At 35.1% G+C, this 26,233-nt stretch carries 20 protein-coding genes and 1 pseudogene; 5 read left to right on the top strand and 16 right to left on the bottom strand.

All coding sequences use genetic code 11. From position 1 onward, the window contains the following. Positions 1-287: 287 nt before the first annotated feature. The 12 genes from D9842_RS26230 to D9842_RS06745 form a co-directional block, all read right to left on the bottom strand. Entirely contained in the window at positions 288-1,661 is a 1,374-nt protein-coding gene (locus tag D9842_RS26230) for an AAA domain-containing protein (RefSeq protein ID WP_257535993.1), read from the bottom strand. 113 nt (positions 1,662-1,774) lie between these two features. Continuing rightward, positions 1,775-2,764 (bottom strand): HNH endonuclease, encoded by a 990-nt coding sequence (locus tag D9842_RS06695; RefSeq protein WP_121661850.1) that lies wholly within the window; start codon positions 2,762-2,764, stop codon positions 1,775-1,777. 34 nt (positions 2,765-2,798) lie between these two features. Beyond that, a complete protein-coding gene (locus D9842_RS06700; protein WP_121661851.1) occupies positions 2,799-3,122 on the bottom strand; it encodes a nucleoside triphosphate pyrophosphohydrolase in 324 nt (107 codons plus the stop codon). 413 nt (positions 3,123-3,535) lie between these two features. Then, on the bottom strand, positions 3,536-4,489 hold the full coding sequence (locus D9842_RS06705) for a hypothetical protein (RefSeq protein ID WP_121661852.1): 954 nt from the start codon (positions 4,487-4,489) through the stop codon (positions 3,536-3,538). A 52-nt stretch (positions 4,490-4,541) separates the two neighbouring features. Next, on the bottom strand, positions 4,542-6,362 hold the full coding sequence (locus D9842_RS06710; protein WP_121661853.1) for a GmrSD restriction endonuclease domain-containing protein: 1,821 nt from the start codon (positions 6,360-6,362) through the stop codon (positions 4,542-4,544). A 489-nt stretch (positions 6,363-6,851) separates the two neighbouring features. Next, positions 6,852-9,518, bottom strand: a complete 2,667-nt coding sequence (locus D9842_RS06715) for a DEAD/DEAH box helicase (RefSeq protein ID WP_121661854.1) — start codon at positions 9,516-9,518, stop codon at positions 6,852-6,854. Then, positions 9,509-12,211 carry a DEAD/DEAH box helicase gene (locus tag D9842_RS06720; protein WP_121661855.1) on the bottom strand — a complete coding sequence of 901 codons (2,703 nt, stop codon included), beginning with the start codon at positions 12,209-12,211 and terminating at the stop codon, positions 9,509-9,511. Before D9842_RS06720 ends, D9842_RS06715 begins: the two co-directional genes overlap by 10 nt. A 35-nt stretch (positions 12,212-12,246) precedes the next feature. Further along, on the bottom strand, positions 12,247-12,429 hold the full coding sequence (locus tag D9842_RS06725) for a hypothetical protein (protein ID WP_121661856.1): 183 nt from the start codon (positions 12,427-12,429) through the stop codon (positions 12,247-12,249). A 584-nt stretch (positions 12,430-13,013) separates the two neighbouring features. Next, positions 13,014-13,442, bottom strand: a complete 429-nt coding sequence (locus D9842_RS26235; protein ID WP_257535994.1) for a hypothetical protein — start codon at positions 13,440-13,442, stop codon at positions 13,014-13,016. Continuing rightward, positions 13,415-14,407, bottom strand: coding sequence for a M20/M25/M40 family metallo-hydrolase (locus D9842_RS06730; RefSeq protein WP_257535995.1), 993 nt, complete (start codon positions 14,405-14,407; stop codon positions 13,415-13,417). The genes D9842_RS26235 and D9842_RS06730 overlap by 28 nt, the downstream gene beginning before the upstream one ends. A 424-nt stretch (positions 14,408-14,831) precedes the next feature. Beyond that, positions 14,832-15,056, bottom strand: coding sequence for a hypothetical protein (locus D9842_RS06735; protein ID WP_121661857.1), 225 nt, complete (start codon positions 15,054-15,056; stop codon positions 14,832-14,834). Positions 15,057-16,169: 1,113 nt separating this feature from the next. Continuing rightward, the gene (locus tag D9842_RS06745; RefSeq protein ID WP_121661859.1) at positions 16,170-16,757 is read right to left on the bottom strand and encodes a hypothetical protein; all 588 of its coding nucleotides are present in this window, start codon (positions 16,755-16,757) and stop codon (positions 16,170-16,172) included. Positions 16,758-17,057: 300 nt separating this feature from the next. Here D9842_RS06745 and D9842_RS06750 point away from each other — a divergent pair, with 300 nt between their 5' ends. Beyond that, entirely contained in the window at positions 17,058-17,450 is a 393-nt protein-coding gene (locus tag D9842_RS06750) for a hypothetical protein (protein ID WP_121661860.1), read from the top strand. An 876-nt stretch (positions 17,451-18,326) separates the two neighbouring features. Further along, positions 18,327-18,509, top strand: a complete 183-nt coding sequence (locus D9842_RS06760; protein ID WP_121661862.1) for a hypothetical protein — start codon at positions 18,327-18,329, stop codon at positions 18,507-18,509. 544 nt (positions 18,510-19,053) lie between these two features. Here the strand turns inward: D9842_RS06760 and D9842_RS06765 are convergent. Next, positions 19,054-19,440, bottom strand: a complete 387-nt coding sequence (locus tag D9842_RS06765; RefSeq protein WP_121661863.1) for a hypothetical protein — start codon at positions 19,438-19,440, stop codon at positions 19,054-19,056. A 41-nt stretch (positions 19,441-19,481) separates the two neighbouring features. Further along, complete coding sequence (locus tag D9842_RS06770) at positions 19,482-19,904, bottom strand: hypothetical protein (protein WP_121661864.1); 423 nt, start codon at positions 19,902-19,904, stop codon at positions 19,482-19,484. A gap of 588 nt (positions 19,905-20,492) precedes the next feature. Here D9842_RS06770 and D9842_RS06775 point away from each other — a divergent pair. The 3 genes and pseudogenes from D9842_RS06775 (at position 20,493) to D9842_RS26500 (ending at position 21,976) form a co-directional block, all read left to right on the top strand. Further along, positions 20,493-20,785, top strand: a pseudogene (locus D9842_RS06775) (DUF771 domain-containing protein). Between the two features lie 86 nt (positions 20,786-20,871). Then, positions 20,872-21,225 carry an Arm DNA-binding domain-containing protein gene (locus tag D9842_RS26495; RefSeq protein WP_306821506.1) on the top strand — a complete coding sequence of 118 codons (354 nt, stop codon included), beginning with the start codon at positions 20,872-20,874 and terminating at the stop codon, positions 21,223-21,225. A gap of 193 nt (positions 21,226-21,418) precedes the next feature. After that, positions 21,419-21,976 carry a site-specific integrase gene (locus D9842_RS26500; RefSeq protein WP_306821507.1) on the top strand — a complete coding sequence of 186 codons (558 nt, stop codon included), beginning with the start codon at positions 21,419-21,421 and terminating at the stop codon, positions 21,974-21,976. A 184-nt stretch (positions 21,977-22,160) separates the two neighbouring features. Here D9842_RS26500 and D9842_RS06785 read toward each other — a convergent pair whose 3' ends face one another. Both D9842_RS06785 and D9842_RS06790 read right to left on the bottom strand, forming a co-directional pair. Further along, positions 22,161-24,614 (bottom strand): coiled-coil domain-containing protein, encoded by a 2,454-nt coding sequence (locus tag D9842_RS06785; protein WP_121661865.1) that lies wholly within the window; start codon positions 24,612-24,614, stop codon positions 22,161-22,163. After that, positions 24,611-26,230, bottom strand: coding sequence for a hypothetical protein (locus D9842_RS06790; RefSeq protein ID WP_121661866.1), 1,620 nt, complete (start codon positions 26,228-26,230; stop codon positions 24,611-24,613). Before D9842_RS06790 ends, D9842_RS06785 begins: the two co-directional genes overlap by 4 nt. Positions 26,231-26,233 lie beyond the last annotated feature (3 nt).

The following is a 26,233-nucleotide window of genomic DNA, read 5'->3' on the forward strand; positions in this document are numbered from 1 at the left end:
CTTAAGGAGTTAATATCCTCTCTTGAAAGAGTTCTTAAAAGCTCAAAGAATTTTATTAACTGTTCATTTGTAAGAGGAAATTCTGTATTTGGCTTTACTTCATCAGGTAGCCATGAGTGCTCCTCATTTCTTTTAAGCCATTTCGTTCCTTCTAGTGGTGTTAATTCTTGCTCTCCAAATTTCTGACTTTCATTTTCCCTCTCTGCTGCTTGGTTTATTAACGTATCATACCGTGCAATATTTCTTTTTACGGTCTTTAATTCTGTTGTTAAACGGTCAATATTTTTCTAAAAGATTTCTGGTTGCTTTGAGTCCAAATTCTCGGCTATTGTCCGAACAGAATCCTCAATTTCCTTTACTGACTTTGAATCCCCACCTAGAACACTGACACAAAGAGCTCGGATCTCTTCTGGAATTTTATCTTTTAAAACTTGTAGTGCCCTTTCTTTCTCACTGGTAACTAGCACTCTTTTTCCATGTGCAAGAAGATGACTAATAAGATTTGCAATCGTATGACTTTTTCCAGTTCCAGGCGGACCCTGAATAACCACACCACTATTGGATGCTAGTTTTTGTGCTATAAGTTGTTGTTCTTTATTTGTAGGAAGAGGAAACAATAACTGTTCACCAACCGGTCTCCAGCTTTCTTGAGTGAAATGCGTATGATCAACATCAGAACTTTTGGTTTCAGTTGTGGTTAAAATCTCAATCGTATCAGGAACTGGGAAGCCTTCCTTGATTTTATCAATTACTTTTGATAATTCCTGCTGCCATAACCTACCGCCGACATTTCTAATAAATAAGCCTGTACTGTATGAAATGTTTGGTGCACTTAGCCCCTTTACAGTATCTTGTTTATCGGATTTATATAAACCATCTGGGCTAATTGTATGAACGACTTCTTGTAGAAATGGCTTAAGGTGGGTATGATCAATTGGAGAAAACTCAAAGTCCTCTACCTGGCTCTCCATTTGCATTAACCGAGCAGCATTTGGAATATTTATATGTAATAACATGTCTGTTTCCATTAAGGTTCCTCTACTTGTAGGAACTAGATAAAAGATTCCTTTTTTAGCATCAAAGATTAATTCGAGCTTTGTAACAAGAACATGTCTAGAAATTTGATGACCCTCAACTTCCCACTGAAGAAGCCCATGGCCACTTGCTAGTTCTAAATCTTCTCCTTCACGTTGAAAACGTTGGTATAACGTAAAAAGCTCCATGTACATTTGTTGGACTTTCTTTTTGGGTGATGTAACCTTTGCCCAACTATTCCACTCCTGTATCCAACTCTCATAAGAGGAAAAATAATCCGAATCCCTATCTAATAATTCAGTAATTTCATTGCCTTCATCATCTATCCCTATAGCCATACTAGTATGTACTTTAGGTTGTTGATCTGGATTATCATATTCTATGACCCATTTTTTTATTTCTGTTGGTGGTTTAGGGGGAGGAAGAATTTCTTGCTTATGTACTTCATACCAGGCTTCTTCATTAGTTCCTTTCCCACCGATAAAAAAGCCTTCAGTATTCGGTAAATCCTTTTCCCACCACACCTTTTCATAGTCATTTATATTTCGTATCACTTTCTCATTTAAATTCTTCACTGCAAGCAAATATTCAAAAATCCTTGCAACTTTAGCAGGTTCCGTTGACATGATTCCCCTCCTTATTAAGTAATAGGACCTATGTAAATATATTAGCATATTTTGGATATTATGAGGAATTACATAAGGGATAGGGAGTTTCCTTAGTTGCTCTAAAAATCGGTCTATTTCGGCGTCCAAATCGTATCAAAACCGTTTTTCATCGAGTAATCATACAGCATAATGATTTTTTTCGGCTTGTAATAACGCATTAAGGTTACGATGGTTTGGTCAGCTTTTTTATGTTCTAAGTCGTTATTTCTTTCGATAATAATTTTAAGATAATTCCGCTCTGGTAATTTGTCACTTTTTGAGCTATTGCATTTGTTGCAAGAGAGAACGAGATTCCATATTTGATCAGATTGAACAAATGACCAAGGAATAAAATGATCAACATGTGTTTCTCTTTTCGCTCCGGTTAAACTTTTTTTACAATAAAAGCACTCTGCATTAAAATAATGAAGCAACACTTTTTCAAACGGTCTTAAAGATGTTCGCCTCGCAATGCTTTCTACTTTTCCAAGTAAATAATTAATGCTTGGCACTTCATTAATTTCTTCTATCATCCTTGCCATATGATAATTCGTGAGATTCACAATGAGTCGTTGATAGTTTAGCATAAAAGCATGTACGGCTGGATTTAACGTTAAAACTTCGGTTTTATGTTCAAATGCATAAAAGCTGCCCTTAGTGTCACCGTAAAGTGCACCATAGACATTTTCCTTCATTGTTGTTTTAATCTTGCTGACGAGCTGTATCTGTAATGATTCATCAACTTTATCAAATACCATTTCAGATGGAATTCCGTGTTTCATTTGTGCCTCTTGTATAATCGTTACAACTCTCGCGGTTTTACCTCTATTTTGGTGAACCAATTGATGATGAACGATTAAATTCCAGTAGATCTTCGTAAAGGAATAAGCTAATTGATCATAACTTAGCTCATACTGATCATTCACCTGGTATAAATTTTCGATGAGCGATTTCATCAATGCATATTTATACGTTGAGGATTTAACCGATTTATTAGATAAAACAACAGTGAAAACCCTCCAGATTTCTTCATCTGTTAAATACTTCTCTTTTATCTCACCGACCTTTAATTTGTGACTCACTTAACCCCCTCCAATCTGCCACGCCTTTTTATATTTATTCATCCACATCCAACAGGAAAATCCGTCCCTTAAACCCTCCTCGTTCATCAGCCTTTTGCTGACGGATAGCTTCTACTTCTTCAAAAACAGCCCCATGCACCTGCGCAAGACTACGGATAACTTCTAGCACATCTGCCAGCTCCTCGATGGCTTGTCCGTCAGTTAGTGCTTCTTGGTATTCGGCTATTTCTTCGGTTAATTTAATTTTTAATTCATTTATGTAGTCCGTGTCACTCAATAGTTTTGTCCGACATTCCTTGCCAGATGCTTGAATCATTTGAGGAATTTTATCGCGAACGAGTTTATTATAAATTTGCATAAGGCCCCCCTTTTTATGTAGATATTTACAGTTTAACATAGTGATCAAATAGCTTGAAAAGCAGATAAAAAGAACCATCCCTATCATCGGAATGGTTCAAAATTGAATATCCTGGTTATCATTTATATACTCTAATATCACTTCAGGTTTGCGAGTTCCTCCAACGAGAATTCATTGGCTAACTTGTCTTTGTTCAAATCGGTAAGATTTAATTGCCGTTCGATTACATCTCCAACACAAGCGTCTCCTCACGGTATGTTTTTCCAAAACCAACTGATAGGTTTACACTTTGAAGGCCATGGACTGTCCAAATTCTCGTATCACTGTTTCCACCCATTGTCGTCGCCGAAAGAGGAACAGAAAGTTTCACCTTCCGCTTACTTTAACTGTAATTTTGAAACCTCCTACATTACTCACAAATTATGTAGATGTGGCATTTTTTGATGAATCCATTCTCTCAAGCTAGGTAGAAAATTATTTGCCGGTTTATCCTTAATTTCATTCGGCTTTTCAATTGAGACTTGATTCTTCTCCTTTAACTCCTGCAGTTTAGCTTCAAAATAATCTTCAGCTGAGGTTTTGAAAATATCTAATTGTTGATGACTATCTTCCTGTAAAGGATCCAAAAATAGAGCAATTTGATCATATTTATCTATTTTTTCAAGTTTGTCTTTTTTTCGATAAAGCTCATGTTCCATTTCATTATAGTTAGAATATTTTTTCCGCCAATGATGTCCTGTCATAAAAAAAATAATTTTTTCAGTATCGTTATCAAAGTGTTTATTAATTGTATAGATTAAGTTATTTCGTTTTGTAAGAACTTGACTAAAAATTGCATGGTTTACGTAGACTCCTGTAAGTACCTCATGATTTGTAGTAAAATGTGTTGTTACGAAATCAGCCTTCTTTAACTCTTCTTTTATCTCCCTATCTTTCCAAGCTGAATAATGGCCTGGGTAAGTTGAAGTAGAGTAGTTCAAATAATTAACCTGTTTCTTCAAGTAATTATTGACAATGGCAAGTAATAGTTCCTTGTCCCTTAAAGAAAGGATAATATCTTTTTGATAATCAGTGATTTCACCATTATTCTTTTCATAATAAGTTCTTTTTCCAACTATCACCTCAAAATCACAATATAAGTCATAGCATGCAAGTAACCATGTCAAAATTTCAGCCTTGTCTTCAACCGGATGATTGGATTTTGCTATATTATCTTCTCTTACTGATGTACCAAACATTAGTACATTCCAAGTATCTCTTAGCCAGTTCATACCAGCAGGGCTATCTCCAAAGAAAAAACGCTTTGCCAATACTTCGGCATCAACCCAGTTGTATTTTTTAATAATATAATCTTGTTCATTTACCAATTATGCCACCCCAGAAAAGTATATCGTTGTATATTTCTAATTGTGCTACTAATTATTCCAAGGATCCACCAAATCCTGCTATTACATCTTCTCCATTTAGGTTAGAAATAGGTTTTGACATTGCTTCGCTAATCAATCCTAATAATGATTTAGCACGTTTTATAAAGAATTCATCAAAGTTATCGTTTCTCAAATCATTTACGTCGATTTTATGAGTTTTAATATAATGATCAAGATTAGTGCGATCAACATGATTACTTTTTTCAATTTTCATTAGATATTCACTCGGTGCATTCCCACCTATAATACGGTTTGTTCTTGCGAATAATGGCGTTTTATTTACGATTGAGTTCCATTTGTTTTTATTAAATTGCTTCGCTTCACAATAAGATCGAGGGAATATATGATGAATATCTGTATTTTCATCTAAATAAACTGTAAAATCCATTGCACTACCACTAATAAAATCTAGACATCCTTCTTTTAAAATTAATGCCATAACACCCTTATACGCCGCACTTAATCTGGTTTGTAGTGATAATAATCTCGTAGGTTGGAAATACGCTCTTTGTACAGTATCTGGTTCATTACCACCATTAATCCAATCTATCATTCCACCTACATCATTAGCATACCTAGTTTCATTAGCACCACCATACATTTCACCGAATACTCCACACCAATACCAAGTTGAGATTTTTTCTTTTATGGTACTATCTTGTGTTCTAGTTTTTAATATGGAGAATATAACTGCCAATGGTATTAACTGTGTACTATAAGGTAGATCTCTCGCAGAAAAGATTCGTTGTTCTTTTAAAAAGCTGGCTGCTTGAATAAAACCCTCAGTTAATTCATCAGCATATTGCTGATACTCAGATAAAGATAGTTTTAATACATCTTTTTTCTTGCAACTAATGGCTTCTCCACCATTTACTTTAATGTAAAATCGATGCAGTAGTGTTATTGCAGTTAAAAAGTCCGTTGATGACACTACTGACAATATCGCTTCTTTTTGGTTTGAGACTGATAAAGCTGACTTTTCAATTAATTTCTTGTATCGTTTCTCCCAGTCTTTTCTTAGTTCAAAGTTATCAGCAGCAAAAGTTGCTGTTATTAGCTCGAACACAGTCAAGGAGACTCCACCAGTATTTACATTTTCAAAAACTTGGCATACCGCTTCCTTCGGGGTATCTTTGCTCAATGTGATAACCGGAACTTTATAACTTTGAATAGGAACTAGTATATCTGCAAAAAATTGCGCATACTTTGCTAAAATTATTGGATCATAGTTATAGCATTTTTGATATTCATTCATCCACATTTGAGATTCGATAGGATCGTACACTATATTTAGAGGGAACATATTGTTTTGGCATTCATTTTCTCTAGTACTTAAATTAAGTTCGATGTCTCGTCCAAAATTAGAACGCACAATTTTATCTTCAGGTACTGAAATAATTGCATCAACTCGATCTGTTGTACTATTTAAACAACGTTCAATGTCCAAATAATAAAATCGACTTATTTCTTTATTTTTATCTGTTCTCGTTAAGACTGCCTGTCTGGAGAACAATGCATTAAAGATAGATGTCATTCTTTGTTGTCCATCAAGAACTAATACTTCAGGATTATTTACAGCTGTTGCACCGGTAAAAGAACGATATTTAAATCGTACATTTCCATTTTCACTATATTCTAAAAACATTAATGCCCCAACTGGATATGAATTAGAGATACTCGCTATTAAGGCTTTAATTCGATTATCATCCCAAACCCAACCTCGTTGGAAATCAGGTAATTGAATGATCCCTTTTTCAATAGAACGTAATATTTCAGAAACTGGTGTATCATTGGATTTAAACGTGCTCCCCATGAGAACCCTCCTCCATAACTTTTATGTTTATCAAACTTCATTATTATATAAGCTACCCTCATCTATCTTTGCATAACTCTTATTTTTATTCAATTGTAACCAAACATAAAATCAGAACAGTGATACTTAGTGTTGAAATTTACTTTTCCACAAAAATACGGAAGCTCTAAATAGATCCGGCAAGGATTATTCCTTATGACAAATTACTGGTGGTGATGGCTAGCATCATTACTTAAAACTTAAAACAAACTCAATTACGTATCTTCATCCATAGCAACTGTAATGTATAAATATTGAAGAGGACTGGATCTAAATAAGAGTGCTGATTGCATCGCACCTTTTCTACAAATATTTTAACTTAATTATATCAAAGTTTTTAACTACTGGTATATTCACCCATTTTTTTTTAAAAAACCACTGAAAAATTCCAGTGGTTAAGGTATTTGGTCTTAAATACGTGTCTTACAACTACTTTACTTTGGGACTCTACTAAACTTCCATCTTCACTTCAGCAGTAGTGAGAATATTTTCTATCAATTCAATCCCTCCACCTTTATCTAGTGTCTCATTATTACGCTCACAGATTGATAAGTGTGTACAGTTAGGACATCCATTAGCACAACCGCAAGCTTTTAGGATACCGAGAGCTTTTTTAAGGATATGGAATAGTCTTTCTGATACAGTTTGCATGATACCAGCACCACCGCCACTTGTTTCATAACATACAATAGTTGGAATGGAGTTAAATTCCTTAAGGTTAGAGGAAGACAATAATGAGAAATCACTTAATGAGCATTTAACACCTGTAGGAATAGCCGAAGCTAATGCATGTTCGACAACATGTAGAGCTCCATCATATTGTTGAATTTCAGGAAACTGTATCCAAACTCCTTCTGTAAAATATTTAACAGGATACATATTATTCTCCTCAATAAGCTCAGAGGATCCCCCGCCGAATAAATTTACTCTCTTATACCCCCATAGTCTTCTTGTTATTTCAAGCTTTCCTCTTCCTATCTCTAATAGTTTATTACTATTATCTCTTTGCACTTCTTCAACAATATAAATTGAATCATTTATTTGGGCTCTTGTCGTATAATCTGCCTTAAATGGTATAGCAATTATTTCATTTTTGCTTGGAAGTATTCGGTTTACTTTATATGTTCGCTGGTTGTATAGGAACACTGCGCCATAATGATAATCTCTTAGTAATGATTTTTCATCAACACCCTCAAATAGAATCTCTCTATTGGTACCTTGTTGACTTATAACATCATATACTTTACTACTACTTAATAGATTATTATACTTAAGTTCCTGTGTACTCAGTTCCCATGTCCCTCTACTTACTTCCACCATTTTGGTTTCAAAACCTTCAGCCTTTCGCGCTGCAGATACTTTAAATAAACTATGGGCTGATGCCAGCTTCCCATTAAGTTCATGTGCTGCATATTGCATATGCTCTGCTACAATATTGGCATTTGCAATGTCTATGGTAACTTGCTCTGCTTCACGTTCCATAAATTCTATAGGATTAGCTGCATAATACTGTTCTAGAGGATCTTCCTGGAAGATTTGAATGACAAGGCCAGGACCTTTCCTTCCTACTCTCCCTGCTTGCTGAAGAAAACTAGCTTTACTCCCAGCATATCCTATCATAATACAAAGGTCTAAATCGCCAATATCAATTCCCATTTCTAGTGCAGATGTTGAAACAATACCTACTAATTCACCCTTTTTAATCTTATCCATAAGCTCTTGCTTTTTATATGCATTTAACTGAGCATGGAAAGGAGAAAATAATTCTGTTGGTATATCTTCCCTACTCTCAAGTACTTCACCTAATTTAGATTTTATTGCATTATTTAATTCAAAACTTCCTGTAGCAGTTGCTTTTCTATTTCCATAAAAAATTATTGTTTTTGGGAGCTTCTTATAAGTTCCAGCAAGTGTCCTTAAGATTTCAATGGCTTCTGAGATGGGAGCTCTTCTTGTTCGATTCTCTGACTCTTGTTCTAGCTTCCCTGGATTCCAAAGCAATATTTCTCTTTTATATGCTGGACTACCATCCCTTTCAATCAAGTGGAAACCTTTTACTCCTTTTAACCCAGTAATTTCTTCAGCCAATTCTTTTGGATTCCCAATTGACGCTGAGCAAGATATAAATTGAACATTTGTCCCGAGTGCTTTACACAAAGACCTTAAGCGCCTTAGTAACATAGCCACTTTAGAACCTAATACACCATTGTAGGCATGCAGTTCATCTACAATCACATATTTGAGATTTCCAAAGAATCTAATGTAATCTTTTTTTCTTTTAAAATGAACAGCACCTTGAAGGATAAAGTGTAAATAATGAACATTTGTTAACCAATATCTAGCAGATTGATATGTTAATTCTTTTACAGAGTCAGATTTCCCACCTTCAAGTACTCCTACTCCAATTTTCTTATCTCCTATATGAAGAGTCTTGTACCCAAAGGAAGAGTTCTCGTTAGTAACGTGATCATCAAACATATCCAGCGATTGAAGTTGGTCTCTCGTTAATGCTTTTAATGGTGAAAGGTAGAGAACAGTAGAATCCGCATCTTTTAAAAGTGTTTCAAGAGCAGGAATTGTATAAACCAGTGATTTACCTGATGCGGTTCCTGTGGTTATAACAACATTTTCTCCACTTCTTACTTTGTTAATCGCTTCAGCTTGGTGAGAATATAGCCTCTCAATACCCTTCTTTTTTAATTTACTAGAAAGTTCATTTGTAAGTGGAAAATCCAAATCACCAAACTCTGCCGCTTTTCGTGGAACAGAATACTGTTCTACACTTGCACTGACCTTTCCACTTACTGTTTTTATCTTGGCTACTATATCTTCAATAGGAGTTTCTTTAAAAGATAACGTTTCTCTACGATTATCTAGTAACAGCTCTTTTTCTTCAGGGGTAAGAAACATTTCATTTATCATCGATTCACAATTTTGACAGTATACTCCATCTTCTAAGTTAAGGTGAATTGCTTCTATCCAATTATCTACGTGAATGCCGTTTGAAGGTTGTCTTATTTCTCTTTTATATGAATTCCCTTTGAACTTTTTACTAATCTGAAAGAAATAGACTTGTTTTTTCTTAGTCGTAAGACAGTCTTGACATACTAAAGGCATTGTTCTACCTCATCTCTTTGTTGAGATTCAATGGTCTCAGAGATTAACTTGAGTACCTTATGTCCACCATTTTTAGATAAATCACCATTATCTTTACCAGGATATTGGATGCAAGAAGGACACCCGCCTTTACAAGAACAGTTTTCCAGTAACTGGAGTGCACTTTTAGTAATCCGATCAAGGTTATCACCAATTGCCTTTGTAACTCCCATTCCTCCTGAGAGGTTACCATAAAAGCCAATGACTGGCATGTTATCAAAACTTGAAATTGATAAACCTGAAAAACTAGAAATATCCTTTCCATCACAAATTACTGTATCTGGTATAACAGAAAGTAAAACATGTTCGGCTGCACGAACAGAGCCATCAAGTTTTTCAGTTGTTAAATCATCTCCCAGATAATCCTCCAAATGTTGAATTACTTGTCTGGACAACTGGAACCATACCCCTTCGGAATTAAAATCTGATGATAAGGGAATTTCGAGATTTTGAGTTTCTTGCACACGTGAATTAAAGTATGATTTTATGTACCCAAAGACACTTCTTTTAATATTCAATACACCCGTGGATAACGTTAGATTCGTTAACAAATCCTCAGAGGAAAAATTCTCTGTTATTGTGATTGAATCCTTAAATATCGACTGAGTGTAGTACTCAACTTCTCCGGTTAACGGTTGTACCAATATTTCTAGTGATTTTCGATTAATACTATCTACGCGGTAGCCTTTCTCATTTGCATTCCAATAGATTGCTCTTTCATGGAAATCACGAAGCGCAGTCCATTCATCGACTCCCTCTAATACTACTTCGCGATTTCTCGTTGATACGACTTTATAGCTTCTAGATGTACCGGAGCGTAAACTGCATCTATCTGTTAGTTCTTCAGTCAGATCCTCAAGTTCACTTATAATACTTTCTGCTTTGGCAGAATCACTTTCAAACATAAGTAAATCCTCTACATGTAGTCTTCTACCTAGCTCTTCCTGAAGGTAAGTTAAATGTCTCTTTAATAACTCTTTATTTTTAGGATCAATCCTAACCACTTCGGGTGGCTTCTCAAGGAACAATTGTGGGTTTTGCATATAATATTGTTGAAGCGGCTCATCTTCCAAAATCATTACAGAAATCCCTTCACCTTTACGGCCAACTCGTCCAATTTGTTGAGAAAAAGCTGCTTTACTTCCTGGATAACCAATTAGGATAGCGAAACTAAGATCACCAATATCAATTCCAACTTCTAAAGCGTTAGTTGCAATAACTAGGTGGACATCACTCTTTTTAATCGCATTAATAACTTGCTTTCTTTCATCTACTGCTAGCATTCCATTATAAAAGGCTGCAAGTTGGACTCCGCTAACACTTTCTTTTTTCAAACGTAACCTCTTTCTCAATACATCCTTCATTGATTTTGATGTCACTTTTCCTTGTAGACGTGACCCTTGGAACAGAATGGTTCGAATGACTTTCTCATTATGTACAAGTACTTCTTCAGCTATTGCTAAAGCATCTGAAATAGGTGCTTTTCTCTCACCTGTATCCAAGGTTGCACCAGGGTTCCAAAATATTACACTTTGTTTTCTTTTCGCTGAACCATCGTTATCAATTAGTTCGAAATCATCCTTTCCTGTAAGTTCTTGTGCTAATCGATCCGGTTTGTCTATAGTTGCTGAACATAAGATAAATTGAATATTTGGATTACCTAATTCCTCACATATTCTTCGTAAACGACGTAAAACTAGAGAAACATGGCTTCCGAAGGCTCCACGATACAAATGCATCTCATCAATAACTAGATACTTTAGATTTTTCAGCAAATTAACAATATCTCTAGCTGATTGGTTATTCCCTTGAACTTGCTTTAACAAGGAGTGATGAATCATATCTGGGTTGGTGAATAGAATTCTTCCATTTTTTAATAATCTTTTTCTTGAACCAAGTTGTGTATCTCCATCAAGTCTTCCATATGGTATAAACGTAGAACCTAGCTTTATTGTCCGCTCAAACCATTCGTCTTGGTCGCCGTCAACATCATTTACCTCTGCCTCTGTCCACCTGTATAGCTGTTCAACTTGATCATCTGCTAGGGCTTTTGTTGGAAAAATATATAAAGCCCTTGCATTTGAATCTTCTAGTAAACCATGTAATATTGGTAGGTTATAAGAAAGTGTTTTCCCAGATGCTGTTTGTGTAACAAGGACTACATCCTTCTCTTTTCTAACCGCGTTGTATGTATCTGATTGGTGAGTAAATAGAGATTGAATTCCCATTCGGTCAAGTGCATTACGTAAACTTTCTGGTAATTCTCCATCAATCTCTCCGAAAGTTGGATCTGATTCTTCTAGATTGTGAATAAATAGCTCAGCTCTTTCCTTTTGGCTTAACATTTCTAACTTTTCAACAATCACACTTGAGTTAAATTCGGTTGAACTGATTCCAGGTATTCTATTATCTAGTAAAACTTCTCTTTCTAAAGGATCAAGTTCAATTTCGTTTTGACAAGTAGGACAAAATACACCATCCATTTTGTCTCTCATCCAACTCGTTGCTTCATCAATATTATTCCAACTCTCTGGCTTTAAAGCTGAACCAATTTTATACTCTACTAATCTATATTCTCCACTAGCTAAAACTCTTGTACTATATTGATACCCTTTTAATAACGAATTGCAGCTACCACATTGTAAATAGGCCATTTCTTTTCCTCCTAATAGCTGATGTTAAGGCTTCCTTATACACAAAAAAAATTCTTTGTATTTATATCATTCTCATATAAAAAAGTGATGGTTGAGTCTAGGTAATTAAAATCTTTTTTAGAAAGTGGCAATTCCCCAATTAAGCTGTACTTAGGAATTTGTTCAACTAATATTTCATTCATTGATTTGAGTGAGTTATTTTCTGTAAATAAGTTCATATACTCCACCTCTTCCCATAAAATCTGTACTTCAACTATTGAAACCTTATAATAAAATTTCACTTTCATTTAATTAATAGAATTTCATATAGTAATATTTTACCATAATCACAGTGCTATTTATTAAAAATTCTGTAACCTTTATAAAAACATGCTATTGGCAATAAAAAAAATGCTTCTATGTAATTTATCCACCACTTTTTAAACGTATATGACAAAAGGTCCTCTTTATAAAGCACCTTTCCATCAAGATACTGCTATATATAATTATCCCAGCACGCCACTATTGCTAATAATCCTTGTCTAATAATTCAAAAAGGTTAGCTTGTTTTTTACTAAGGTAATAGTCCCTGACTCCCATTGCTTTTAGATGTAGGGGACAGGAACCTATTATCTAGTATTAGGTAGCAGGACTAAAAAAGTAGTATTCGAGGTCCCTCAACACTAGTACATAGGTGTTTATTTTTAATACATATACATCATAGGGTTCTTCTAGCAAAACAGTTCCATATTCAATTCATCATGAATAACAATACTCCTTTATGTAAAAGTTATTAAAGAAGTGCTGGTGTACCCCTCATTTCTTATTGAGCTTTTCTCCGGTTTCTAACAACTGGTTGTTGCCTATTTATTTTTCGAATGATATTTCTTAATTCGTTGCCTCTTTTTAAAACTGCTTTTAAGAGTTTTGCTGTCTGATAGCAAGCTGCGACTTCTAGTGTCTCTTCATCGGTATGCTCATTCCAATAGCCGGCTGATAGGTTTGCGCTTTGTATGCCATGACCTGTCCAAATTCTCGTATCACTGCTTCCACCCATTGTCGTCGCCCAACCAGTTAGTCCTTCTTCCTCTGCTACTTTTTCAAAGAAATGACCATAGCCTTTATGGCAAAACGGGAGAAAGCTTCCGCAAGACGTTACTATATCTCCAGTGCCATGGCGATCTACAACAATCGCTCCATCGGTTCCCCAAAGGAAATAATCGTCTACCTTGCTGCACCAACTAAACCACATTCCTCTTCGACGGTAAAAATAACCTTCACTTTTCCGCTAAAAGACGATTGATAAAGGTGTTCAACCAGGTGAAGGACAACCGCAACCCCCGCTCGGTCATCAGCTCCCAAAATTCCTTTACTGCTCGACCAGACCGTTCCATTCTTGATAATTTCCCTTCCTTCTTCTAGTTCATAAACCGTGTCAAGGTGAGCATTCAGCAATATGGTTGGGCCATGGCCATTTCGATACGTTTTTTCAGCTAACACATTTCCAGCATGGTCGACAGTAAGATGGTCCATGTACGAAGAGAGTCTATCAATCACATACTCTCTCACTTTTCCTTCATTTCCACTTGCTCCCGGTATCATGAGCAAGTATTCAAGTTGGCGATAGAATACTTGTTCTTTTATATATTCAACACCTTTTCCTAACCAGCTTTCCTCTATTTGACTCCAGCTTTCTGCTAAGTCTAGTAGTTCATGTTCGCTACAACGTAATTGTAGTTGGTAATGATTGTGACGTTCAATTAAGTGAACACGCTTCATGCCCACTGCGAGTAACAGCTCTTGTAGCATTTCGATGTCACAGTTTTTCGTTATCATCACATGTGCCGCTCTTCTGCCATGCCCGTCACAGGAGCCCATCGTATAAAAACCAAGGCGGTTTAACTGGCGCACCAATCCACAAATATATAAGTCGAGTTCACTAACCTTTGGCACCTCTTGACCCGGACGAAACCACAAGCCTTCTCCTCTTCCCCGACCTGGAAATTGAAGAGCTTCGATCCAGCTTGCTTCACTGTCTATTTCCTCAAGAAGGATTAGCTTATCATCTTTTATTGTAAACGGGATATGCGCCTTCTCCAGACGCCCCCATAAAAATTGCAGGTTTAATTCGGTTTCATTTTTACAATTAAATATGTTTCTTTCCTCTTCCGACAACATCCAGCCATGACGTTTCAATAATTGATTCCACGTTTTCATCGTATCATCTCCCTTTCATTTCCTAGCCTCATTATCGCAAATATGATGTGACAGCCTTGTCACACCCCTAATCTGAGAAAAGCTTGCTTCTGTTGATAAAAACTGAGAAAAAGGCCATCATTTCTTATGATGGCTTTAACCCGCCACGTTCCTCACGCTCGCGACTCCAGACGTTGAAAACCTTTTGATAGACTGATAGACAAACTTCAAAATCATAATCGTACGCACGAATCACTGGGATTTGCAGTTGTATCGTTGAGCCTTAAAATACCGAAATCATAATTTTTGATGTGCTTGAGATGTCACGACAACGGGCGCGCATTTCTTCTAAGTGGTTTGGAGCGATATCTTCGTAGAGTTCAACATAATTCTTCAGTTGATTAGTAAAATATTTTTCTTTCATTTTGTATAAAGCTTCATCCTTTCACACGTACAATCCAATCATTAACAATGCATCCTCAAGCATATGTTCGAGAGTAGGAATCCACGTAATCTTTGTAATCTTTGTATCCTTTTCATCATTTGTTGAGACTAGGACCCATGCAGGCCTCCCGTTCTCAGATAACTGAAGTGTGTGCGTAATTCCACAAATTCCTCCTTCATATGGATGCGCCTGACCAACTAGTAACTGCGCTGTAAAAGTGCCCATTCGAACCCCTCCTTATTTTTGTAATTCAATCCCTTCAGAAGTTAATTGGTATAGCTTTGATTGATCATCAATCATTTTATATTCAACCAACTTATTATTTCGCAATTTTGACAGATCTTTATATAATTGACGTTGTTCATTAACCACTTCCTTTGTTTCTAAAAAAAACTGATAAGAGAATTTATCTGGGTACAACATTATTAATAATTGTTTAATTGTTAGTGCTCTATATATATAGAATTTTAACAATGGTGATAATTTTATCCTTGAGATTGTTTAGATCCATTTTTTGTTCCTCCAAAAAGGTATTTTATTTAAACTATAAAATGAGATATAAAATGGGGATTTCCCCTATCAAAACATACTGCATATATCACAATTAAGTTGCAGTTCTAGAGAGCAACTTCTAAGCATCGATATTTACTATTATATTACGGTATGTGGGTTGAAAAAGACTTGCTCAAAGTTGGACTTATGTGAGCGGTTGTTAATGTACTAGTCTATTTGATCTGTTAATGAACATTCACGAACTTATAGCTGGTAAATATTCGCATTAGATTCCTGACACTTTATGCCTACTTTCCTTATAAAGCAGTAGTTAAGCTGCTACCAGAAAAAATTCATAGGTAAGATTGTGCATCATGTCTTTCCCGCTTTTAAGAAATGTAGGTGCCAGTCTATTCAGCTTTAAAGATTAAACTCTAGCTTAATGAACTTTTCCAATATTTAATTTTGTAATCCCTAACAAACTTATCCCGCTCATAGATATCCTCTACCGTTAATAAAGATATACGTTTCATGCGCTGTTTTGTAGGTTTGGAGTATGGAGTACCACATGTGGACTCTCTAATTTGATTTAATACTAGAAGTACCACATGTAGACTCTCTAATTTGATTTTATACATATATAGATCTAGTTACTGTTTTTGCCCTAAAGTATCGACTGTTCTTGAACCAACAAGTACTTTGGTATATATAACTAGGTAGATTGCATAGTTACTCAGTAACCGTAATTGTTCAATTAGTATAAGTGCTTAAAAGGGTTTTTCTGATCATCTGGGAAAGAAATTGCTATTAATAAACGTTCCTCCAAGTTTTTCAAGATATAACCCTTTACATATGGTTACGTGCTTCAATGTTTTCTTCCTTTTTAAAGAAAAAACCACGTTTCATACGGACTGGCACTGGTTCAGTGGACCACTTGTGTAGTGCTTCCTTTTCTAGTTCCGCTTCTATTTTTTTAATGGTTATTAAATCTTTTATACTATTATGTCGCTCGTCCAAAATGCTAGGTAAACCATTCATAGGTGTTTCGAGCTTTTTTCTTAAGGTTTCAAATTCATCCCATAAACTTTCCCTTAAAACATCTTGCACGATGTAAAGCAATTCCATTTTTAAACGATCGTAATCAGAATTATGCACTTCTACTTCATCAAGTGAGTTATCTACACTGAAATATCGCAGGTTACAATGATTACTAATATCATCAAATATTTCATTAATACTTACTTTCTTATCCCTAAGCTCCTTGATATTGAATGCGACTTGTAAATCCAACTCATCGAATACCTTTTCTCTAGTTGAAGGAGACCTGTTTACACAGTGAAGCTTCAACTGATGAAGTTGATTGAAGCAGTTTGCTACAGTATTGCTATGTTTACCAACCTTCTTGGAAAATTCACCAATTTTATGTTGATTCATATTTTCCACACCTCCTATCTATGTTTCGTGAGCACATGTGAAGTAATTTTTAAGGTTCTTCTGTGCTACAAAATGGTTATCGGCAGCACATTCATAAAATTCCCTCACAATTATTTCCAATTTAATTCTGATATCACTCCGCCATATTTGAGGATAAGAAAATTAAAAATCAATGGGATTATTAGATAACAAGAGAATTTCCTATAGGCGGTATAGGAATCCTATAGGAAAAACTTTCGAATATGGGCTTTATTCTTAAATTCGATTGGGATTATAATTTCTTCTATTAAGCGGAGAGGGATGATATTACTGGAGAATGAACCGACGTATCAAGAATGGGGATTCAAGCTTATTCTACCAAGTCATGGCGAATTAAAAGGCAGAAAACGTTACTATCGAATATTTTATGGAGCTGTACACTGGCACACAGCTGATCCTGGCAACATCCAAAAGGCTTGTGTTCCATTTGTGCAGTATGGTAAAGAGGAAAACTTTGAAAGGGCAAGAAATAATGGAGACATTAGAGAAACCTATCCATGTCATACTCTGAATCAAGATTTAGACAAAGTGATGGCAGCTATGAAGGAATTGAGGGAGAAAGCATATATTAGAAACCAAACAAAAAAAGAACACAGATCTATGAAGTATAGTTTGCATCCCCAATCATTGGTAATAGTTTTTGTTTTTATGTAACCTCTATATAACCTATGTGTATCCAACTTTGGTATCATGGGGACTGATCCAATGTGAACAAGAGGTCCGCCCCCCACATTTCCCGGACGTATCCTCAACATGCAAAAAAAACTTCCATTTTTTAATTGAAATAATTAATCAAAGTTTGAAAATCATACTTCCCCTGAACAAAATTTATTGATTGCAGTAATAAATGTTTTGTTTTACTTAGAAACCTAACTTATCATGGCCTTCGCCATTCTTTCGCTCGCGAGAAATATCGAGAATTTTAGAAAAGGTTTTTCACGCCAAACTACTTGAAAACTAGTAGCAGATAACTTGAGCATGGGCGAGAACTATGTCAATCTGATTATCTTTGACCTAATACTGTTTAAATATCACTTCCCCCTCATCATGAGGGGATCCTTTCCAGTATGAATAATTAATATATTTCAAGTGTGGTAATAAACCATACATATAATAGAGACCCCTCCCTATTAACCTATTAAATAACATTTCGCACTTTATTATTGTTAATTTTACTCTATTTTATTCCGCAATTGAATAAAGAGTATTAAATTCGTCATCAATTACTCGGTACCTTTCCAAACTGTAATGAGTTTCCAATGCCTCAATGATAGTTCTCCACCAGTAGCCATCTACGGCATAGCACATGGTTTCGTATCGATCCGGTTCTGTACTTGCTAGGTGTTGTATCCTTATACCTGCTTTAAAACTAATTAACCCTGACTCTTTTAGATTTTTTCTTATTTCTTTAATCTTCTCACAACCGTAATCAGACTCTAATTTTGATTTAATTAATTTGTAGTGCTCGACTTGTTGTCTTTTACTGATTTTCAATATAGGATAAACTTAAAATAAAAGGTGTGTGTTTAAATGAATCGAAAAGTAGAAGAAGAATTTGATGAAGCGTTCCCAGATGGTGTTTTCGCATTTCCCCCTAACCCAAAAGACCCAAAAGTGAAACTTAGAGCTTTAGGGGATTACTGTAAAGAAAGAGGAATTACGCCTAATAAGTTAACAGAAGATGAAATCGAGCAATTTTTAGTTGTTGACTAATTTCCCCAGAATATTGTAGGAGGTGTTAATGTGTTAGAAGAAGCCGGGAAAGTATTTGACGAAGACATAAGAGATGCAAAAGACGATCTCATTGAATACCTTCATTACAGCATTAAGTGAAATACACCAGGTAAAATTTGATGAAATTTTTGTTGATACAGCAAGTGAAATTATGTACTTGATAAGATTATACCCAATACAAAAAGGTAACTCTCCCTTGCCCGCTAAGTAGTGTAAGAGTTACCTTTTTTCTGAGCCACCGCTTCTTTTACAGATAACTGGTGTTACCCAGCACCAATTTCATTAATATTATCTAGTATTAAACGAAGGATTACAAGTTACCTTACCTATCATTGTTTTTTAATATCTGAAACTATAATATCCGTTTCAAGTTGTGGTTCAACATCGCTTAATCAAATTAATACGTAGTAAGGTTGTACTACGGAGCAAATGACTATATTTTTTACACTATGGTTGTTTAATAAGAAAAATCGGACATTACTCATTGTAACTAAACTACTAAGCTTTAGCTTTAGCTTTAGCGTTAGTTTAAATCAAACCCAGAATGTTCTTCTAAATACTTTTCAAAACTTTTTCCGTCTTTATGTATAATAAATTTTTGTTTATATTTCTCCTTTATTACTTCTATGTCTTTGTTAAAACTTTCATCGTAACCTACAATATGAATTTTTATTTTCTCTTCACCTATATACAAAGAATTTTTCACTGAAAATTCTGGTACAAATGCTGCTGTGGGATAATTTGTTTTATTTAGCACATCTTTTAGATAACCAATAGAATTATCATGCAAGTAACTTATATGGTTATCTTTTTTTATAGTATTAATATAGGATGAAAGAAAATCAATTCCATCATTTAACTCTACAATTGTACGTTTCCATTCATTATGGATTTCTTTAGTTTCATCCATACTACTCTCCTCATCTTCTACTTCTTGCCCCAATATAAATTTCATAGGATTATAGACCATAGGTAAACACAAAACAAAGTCTTGTCATATTCCCTTGGTATATATTCATTTGGAATTTCTATAGAGATGTGCCTTTTACTATGAGGTTTTGTAACGACTCTTCCTAACATTAAATAGACATACTCATCACGATTCATATCTCTATCTGAAGGATAGGTGTTTTGATATGTACTTATTCCCCGTTTCAATAGTTCCTTATCACAATACAAATGCTGTGTTTCTAAAATACTTAAGAGTTGATTAAAGTTTTCTTTACCGTTATAGTCATACTCTTTCTCTTTTCCACTAGAAATTTGGTGATAAAACGGCATGCTATTAAATAGCTTACATAATTCTATGTCTTTTTCAAATTGATTATAATTATGTCTATTATTTTTAACTTCATTAGAAATTGGCAAAACCAAACTAATTCCCCGCTTTCAAGTTTTTAATTGACAGAAATACTTTTTTACTTAGGTCTAATACAACATTATTTAACAATTACAAAAAAGAAACTCATATTTCTTTTAAATAAATTCGACAAAAAACATAATTCTCCTTTTCTACTCTACGATTACTTACATTAACTATATACTTTTAAGACTGACTAATTTCTATATAATGCATGGAAAATTTGTTGCACAGTATTGTGTCCACTACGTATTTAAGGTTTTACTCTGGAATCTGGCCCTATTGCTGAAATACTGATAAAAAAATTATCTTCATTCTAATAAGAGCTTTCGACATCTCCCTACCCCCCGACAAATTTTTCATTCTTTAAATTAGATATTACTATAAATACATAAGATTTTTTCCGTAATTCATATCATACTCATTTCCAGTATTTGGCCCAAATAATTTCTATTATTCTACCGATAACCAAGTATCTTTGATAAATACTTTTCAACCAGGAGGTGAACAGAGTGGCAACTATCTATCAAGAAGGTCAAAGTAAAAATCATCTTTCCTACCATCAAAAGACATCGAGCTATGTTCAATCACTATCAGTTAATATAAACATCCCCGTACCTGCAGACAGTGTAATTATTAATAAAATTGAATTACAGGAGTTGCAAAAACTTCAGTTATTAGGAGTCTATTGGTCAATGAAAGATCTTGAAAAACGAGTGAATAGAAAAAGTGAATGGATCAAGGAAAATATACTTTATCCAACACGTGGAAAATACTAGATGAGGAGAACGGTGGATTTGTATTTTATCCAAAAAGCAAAGGACAAACTTGGTCATTTCAAGCATCAAAAATGGCAAAGTTCCTAGATGAATACTTTGATCGGATCTTTGCTTAAAAACTACTAATATACGGTATTACTAAGCACACCCTTTTTACGTACTCTGTTAAATACAAAACACATTAGAAAGGTGACATCATGGAATGGCAAGTATAAAAAAACGGGGTAAAACCTATCAATTTACTGTAAGTCATACGGTGAACGGAGAATCAAAGGTTATAAGAAAAGGTGGATTCAAAATCAAAAAGGAAGCACAAATTGCCGCTGCAGAAATTGAGGCAAATTTAGCAAAAGGGATTTTACCACATTTGAAGCAAGTGGCGTTTGATGAATATTTTGAAAAATGGATGAAACTCTATAAATCTAATTTAGCAAATACCACTAAACTTCATTACGATTATACGTCAAGAGTGATAAAAGCATATTTCGGAGGTAAACCACTTCAGGAGATCAAACGTCATGACTATCAGCTTTTTTTAAATAAACTTTGGAGCTAAAAAGGCAAAAGAAACTGTTGAGAAAGTAAATATCCATATCCGATCATGCGTACAGGATGGGATCGAAGAGCAAATTATCCAACATGATTTCACAAGGAAAGCCGTACTAACTTGGAGTACTCCTGCGAAGAAGCCAGAAGAGAAGCATTTAAATTATTTTGAAACCAAAAAATTACTAGAAGTGATTTATAGTTTGTTAGGTGAAGGGCTAGTTTATTATCTAATTCTATTAGGATTAGCTTCTGGAGCGAGGTTTGGCGAGTTAGTGGGATTGACACAAAAGGATTTCGACTTTAAAAACAACACAATTACCATTAACAAAACATGGGGTTATGCGAAAAGACATCCTCAAGGTTTCGGTCCGACGAAGAATGAAGCATCTAACCGTACGATCAAACTAGATAATAAGACAATGAATGCATTTAGAAACCTTTTCGAGACTGTACCACCCAATCTGTATGGATTAGTCTTTTATACCCAAGAGTCCAAGTACAGAGTTATTAGCAACACTAATGCCAATAACCTCTTACAAAAAACCTTACAGGAACTTGATATCGATCTAATCACTATGCACGGTATAAGACATACTCATGCAAGTGTTCTATTATATAGGAAAGTTGACATTAACTACGTAAGTGAACGTCTGGGACATAGCAACATCGAAACAACTTATAAGCACTATTCTCACGTGCTTAAGGAACTGCGGGAGGAAGAGGAGAAAAAGACGGTTGAAACTTTTGAGAATATGTAATATTACTACAGTTACTTTTTTAATCAGGTATTTCAAATAAGTTAGAGAATTGATTTACTTTCCTGAAAAACAAAAACAAAAGCCCAGCTATATTGAGCTTTTGTTTTTGTTTTATAATACTAATTCAATCAATGTAAGCTAATAAAGTATAATCTGACCTCGGCACTGTTACACTTTACATTCTTTACCCCAATACCAATTCAGCCTGCAGTCTGACTGCTTCTTCTTCTCCAGCGCTTAGTTGCTGCTGATTGGAGATAGCTAGTTTTCGTGTTTTTCCAACTTTGTATAGCTTCCCAACGTGAGGTAGCTTCTCTTTTGGTAGGTTTAGGGTAAAGTTTGTGGAGAATGGGAGTTTTTGAGCTTCCTTGCTGCTAGGTGAATAGTTAAATTCTTCCCCTAATTTCTCCAATCTTTTTTCATTTTGTGATAATTCTTGATTAGCCTTTTGAATTTCTTTGTCTAGTTTTTGTAGCTTAGTCTTCTCTTCTTTTTTATTTTCCGACCCTTTTTGCTCTAGCTGCGTTAATTGGTGATTTAATTTATCTTTTTCTTCACACAGTTCTTCATACTGCTTTAAAATGTCTTTCTTATCAGAAGGTATTTCTTCTCTTAACTCTACGTGTGTAGCAATTTCCTTCTTCACGTATTTCATCTTTTCTTTGCCGTCTTTAATATTATTTGAATCTAAGATCGACTTCAAAATATCAAGTTTATCGATACTATCAAATTCACCTTTTAAATAAGGTTCAACCTTGTTCGTAAAATACTTTTTCTTTTCGGCATTCTTTAACTTCTGAAATCCTTTAATTCTCTCATCTAAATTTGCACAAACATTGAGCACCACATCATTAACATTTTTCAACGAAAGAGCTTCTTGTTCCTCCACTGCTATTAACGACAGTTTTTCTTCAAGGTCCTGTATTTCAAGCTTATATAAATTGATTTCATCCAGTAATTCTGGGGCAACTTCATTCATTTGCGATTCTACTTCACTATAATCATGTTCTAAAGCTTTCAACGCAGCTTCTTTATCCTGTTTTTCCTTTAATACTGTATTTCTCTCTTGCTCCCATTTTTCTTTTTTCTCGTAGTAATCTTGTTTTTCCTTCAACTCTAATTGCTGTTCCAACAACTTTGAAGTGTACTGCTCTATTTTCTTTAATAGTTCATCGGCAGCTGACCATTTGAAGCTCCCTTTGTCCATCTCTATTGTTGCCGATTCCAGGCCTTGGATAATCTTTTCTACATCAACCTTGTCGTCTTTTTGGAAAAGTCTACCGAAAATGGATCCGAAAAATGCTTTCTTTTCCTTACCTACTGTTTTTGCGTACTCAAGAACTTGTTCGACATATTTTTTTAGTTTTGTAGTTTCTTTTTCCCACTGATCATATAAGGCATCTTGCTTGGCGTTATCATCTAACACAGGCGGAATTAACTTCCATCGATGAATGGTAGTCATTGCTAATTCGTCTGATTGCTTTTTCCCCGGCTTATGAGCTCCCTCGAAAAAGGCCCGCAATGTGGGAGCAACAATTTCGCCGTAATCCACTGTTGTGAACTCTTCAATTTCTTTTTCTTTAAATTGTTTATTAAAATGGTCGATGAATATTTTCCTGGTTTTAATCTCTCCAAGTCGTATTTCTTTACGAAAGGACCACATATTTGGTTCCAATCGATTTAGTCGGTTAATAAAGTCTTGAACCGCCTTGGGACTCAATGATATTCCCGCTTCATTATGCCCGTCTAAAGTACCACTTAACAATAATCCAGCATCATTATCCGCCAATACAAAGAAGTTGTTTAAATGTTCGACTGCCTTCACAACCACATTCTCGTTATCTCGAAATTCCTTTAAAAAATCGTGCTCAACATGTAAACCAGTATACAGTGTTATGGAGACTCCCTGCTCTGCCTTTAGGTACAAGGTAGCATATAGAGCATCTAACTCATTATATTTTGAAAGTCCAATCTGAAGACTTCGATTTGCTTGCAGGATGATCTCTTCCAGTTGCGAGCGTAAATAGTGAGAATTTCTACTATTATAGTAAAAGCCCTCTGGATCTATTAACGGATAGATGTCAAACGGTGGTGACAATTGTTGACTGTTCCCCTCCATTTTACTATCACGATATTCTTCCATCGATGACCAAAACCTGCTAAGAAAATAGTGATAGGCCTCCTTCAACTGAGTGCCATCAAACGGAACATAAAAATGAGTTCCGTTTTTTACCGAATTAAAACTATTGAAAGAAAACAAATAGCCACTTTTTGTCGTAAGCTTTGGGTCAATAAGGAGTATATTTCCAACAACATGTTCATCGATTCGAATGATTGCCTTATTATTGATAAAACTTGCATACAGATGATCGAATTCATTTAACAATAAATAAACCCGTACTCCTCGTTGAGCGAGCCTAGGAATTTCTTGTAAAATTTCCTTTGGGAGTGGGACGTTGCTACTCAAACAAACAACATCTGTTGCTTCTCTTAATTTACTGACAACAACATGAATTAATTGTTCCAAATCCGCGTCCAAATCATTTGCACTTTGTTTTTCCCAAATGTTGTGTAGAACTTTGTCGGAATTATCTTGTCTTTCCTCAATCTGCTTCATATGGAGAGTAGCTGTTGTCATAGGTAGTACACCTCTTCGATCATACTTAATTGTTCATTTAACTTTTGCGGAAATACTTCCGGTAAGATTTCCATAAAGGAAATATCTTGCCACGAACCACGTGTATGCTCATTTGCATCAAAAATTCGTTCAAATCGACATTGGTCAAGCTCAGCAGTCATTTTATATCGATGCCAATTGCCATTTGCTTTAAAAGCAAAATAACGATCATGAGGTGGAATACTTCCAACATAGACATTATCGTAGCTTTCCACCTTAATCTCTTTATCTTGGAAGCTCACGCCATGTTTCGTTACGAGCAATACATTTTTAACACCTTTTGCTTTAAAAGCTTTTACAAACAACTCAAATTTTCTTACTTGCGCTGGATTTTGAACAAATTTGGACGAAAATACAAGTGTGTCAGGTACTTCATAACCAACTAATTCGTCAATTAATTCCATCATAGAAAACTGCATTCCTGCTGCAAGGTCCAACCTCTTATTCCGAACAATAAACTTGTCATCCAATTCAAGGAACAAATCAATTGGGGCCTGTAAGTTCCAAAATGCCTGATAATCTTCTTTGTGTCTGACCTCATCTAAAATATCGCTAATTGTAATGCCATCAATGACATACTCATAACTACTAAATGCAGTCTCAGCCTTTAATCCTTCTAAAAATGAGTAAAGCTCTGTTTGATTTTTATACCCTTCTTGAAGAAATGTTTTCGCTAATGCAATCACCCATTTTTTCGCTTCGACGGCATTGAGCGGTCCGATTGGAATCATATTTATTTCAGATGCACCAAAACCTCCAAATCGTCCAGCTTCACCCCAATCTGGGACTTTTAATGAAGTGGTTAATGTCGAAAATCCCTCCACGGTGACCATGTCAAATGGAACTAGAAGGATTCTTTTTCCTTCATTCCATTCCATTTCTTTCTTTTTTACTTTTTGAATAATAAGACTAATAAATTGATAGGGATCAATATACGTCTTAGCGACGATCTCTTTATTCGGGAACTTTTGAGTTCGTCCATTATTTCGTTTTCCCAATTCTCCTGATAAAAACATTCTTGATGGGTTTTCTCGGGATAAATCAATCTCCCATTCTAGTTGGTATTTACCACTATCTTCTTCTATATACGCCATCTTACTCTGCCCATCAAAATCTTTTATTTGAAAACGATGCGAGTTAATGACAGAATCATACTTCTTTTCTTGAAACAATTTTACGTCTAAATAGGCAGTCTTATCATTCATGATCTTGGAACTGCGCTCGAAATGGAGTAAGTAATTTTCCAAAAGGGAATCTTCAATGTAATAAAACTTATACTGACCTTTCTCTTCAATCGGCACTTTTCCCGTTTCCACGACTTTGTTACCTTTCGTCGAAATGAGTCCATGCGGATGGATAAAGCCTGTACTCTTTAAATGATTAATTACACCTTCTGCAACAAAATCGGGTACGTTTCCCATCATCGTTTTCAATTTATCGACAGAAGCGAGTCCGCCATTTTCTTTTAAAAATACAAGCAATTCTACTATATCTGGACGATCCGGAGAAAACCATTCCATGGTTAGGATGGCCTCAAATGATTTCACTCCACCTGATCGTTTAAGGGTAATCTTCATCTA

It is taken from the genome of Metabacillus litoralis (assembly GCF_003667825.1).
GTDB lineage: Bacteria > Bacillota > Bacilli > Bacillales > Bacillaceae > Metabacillus > Metabacillus litoralis_B.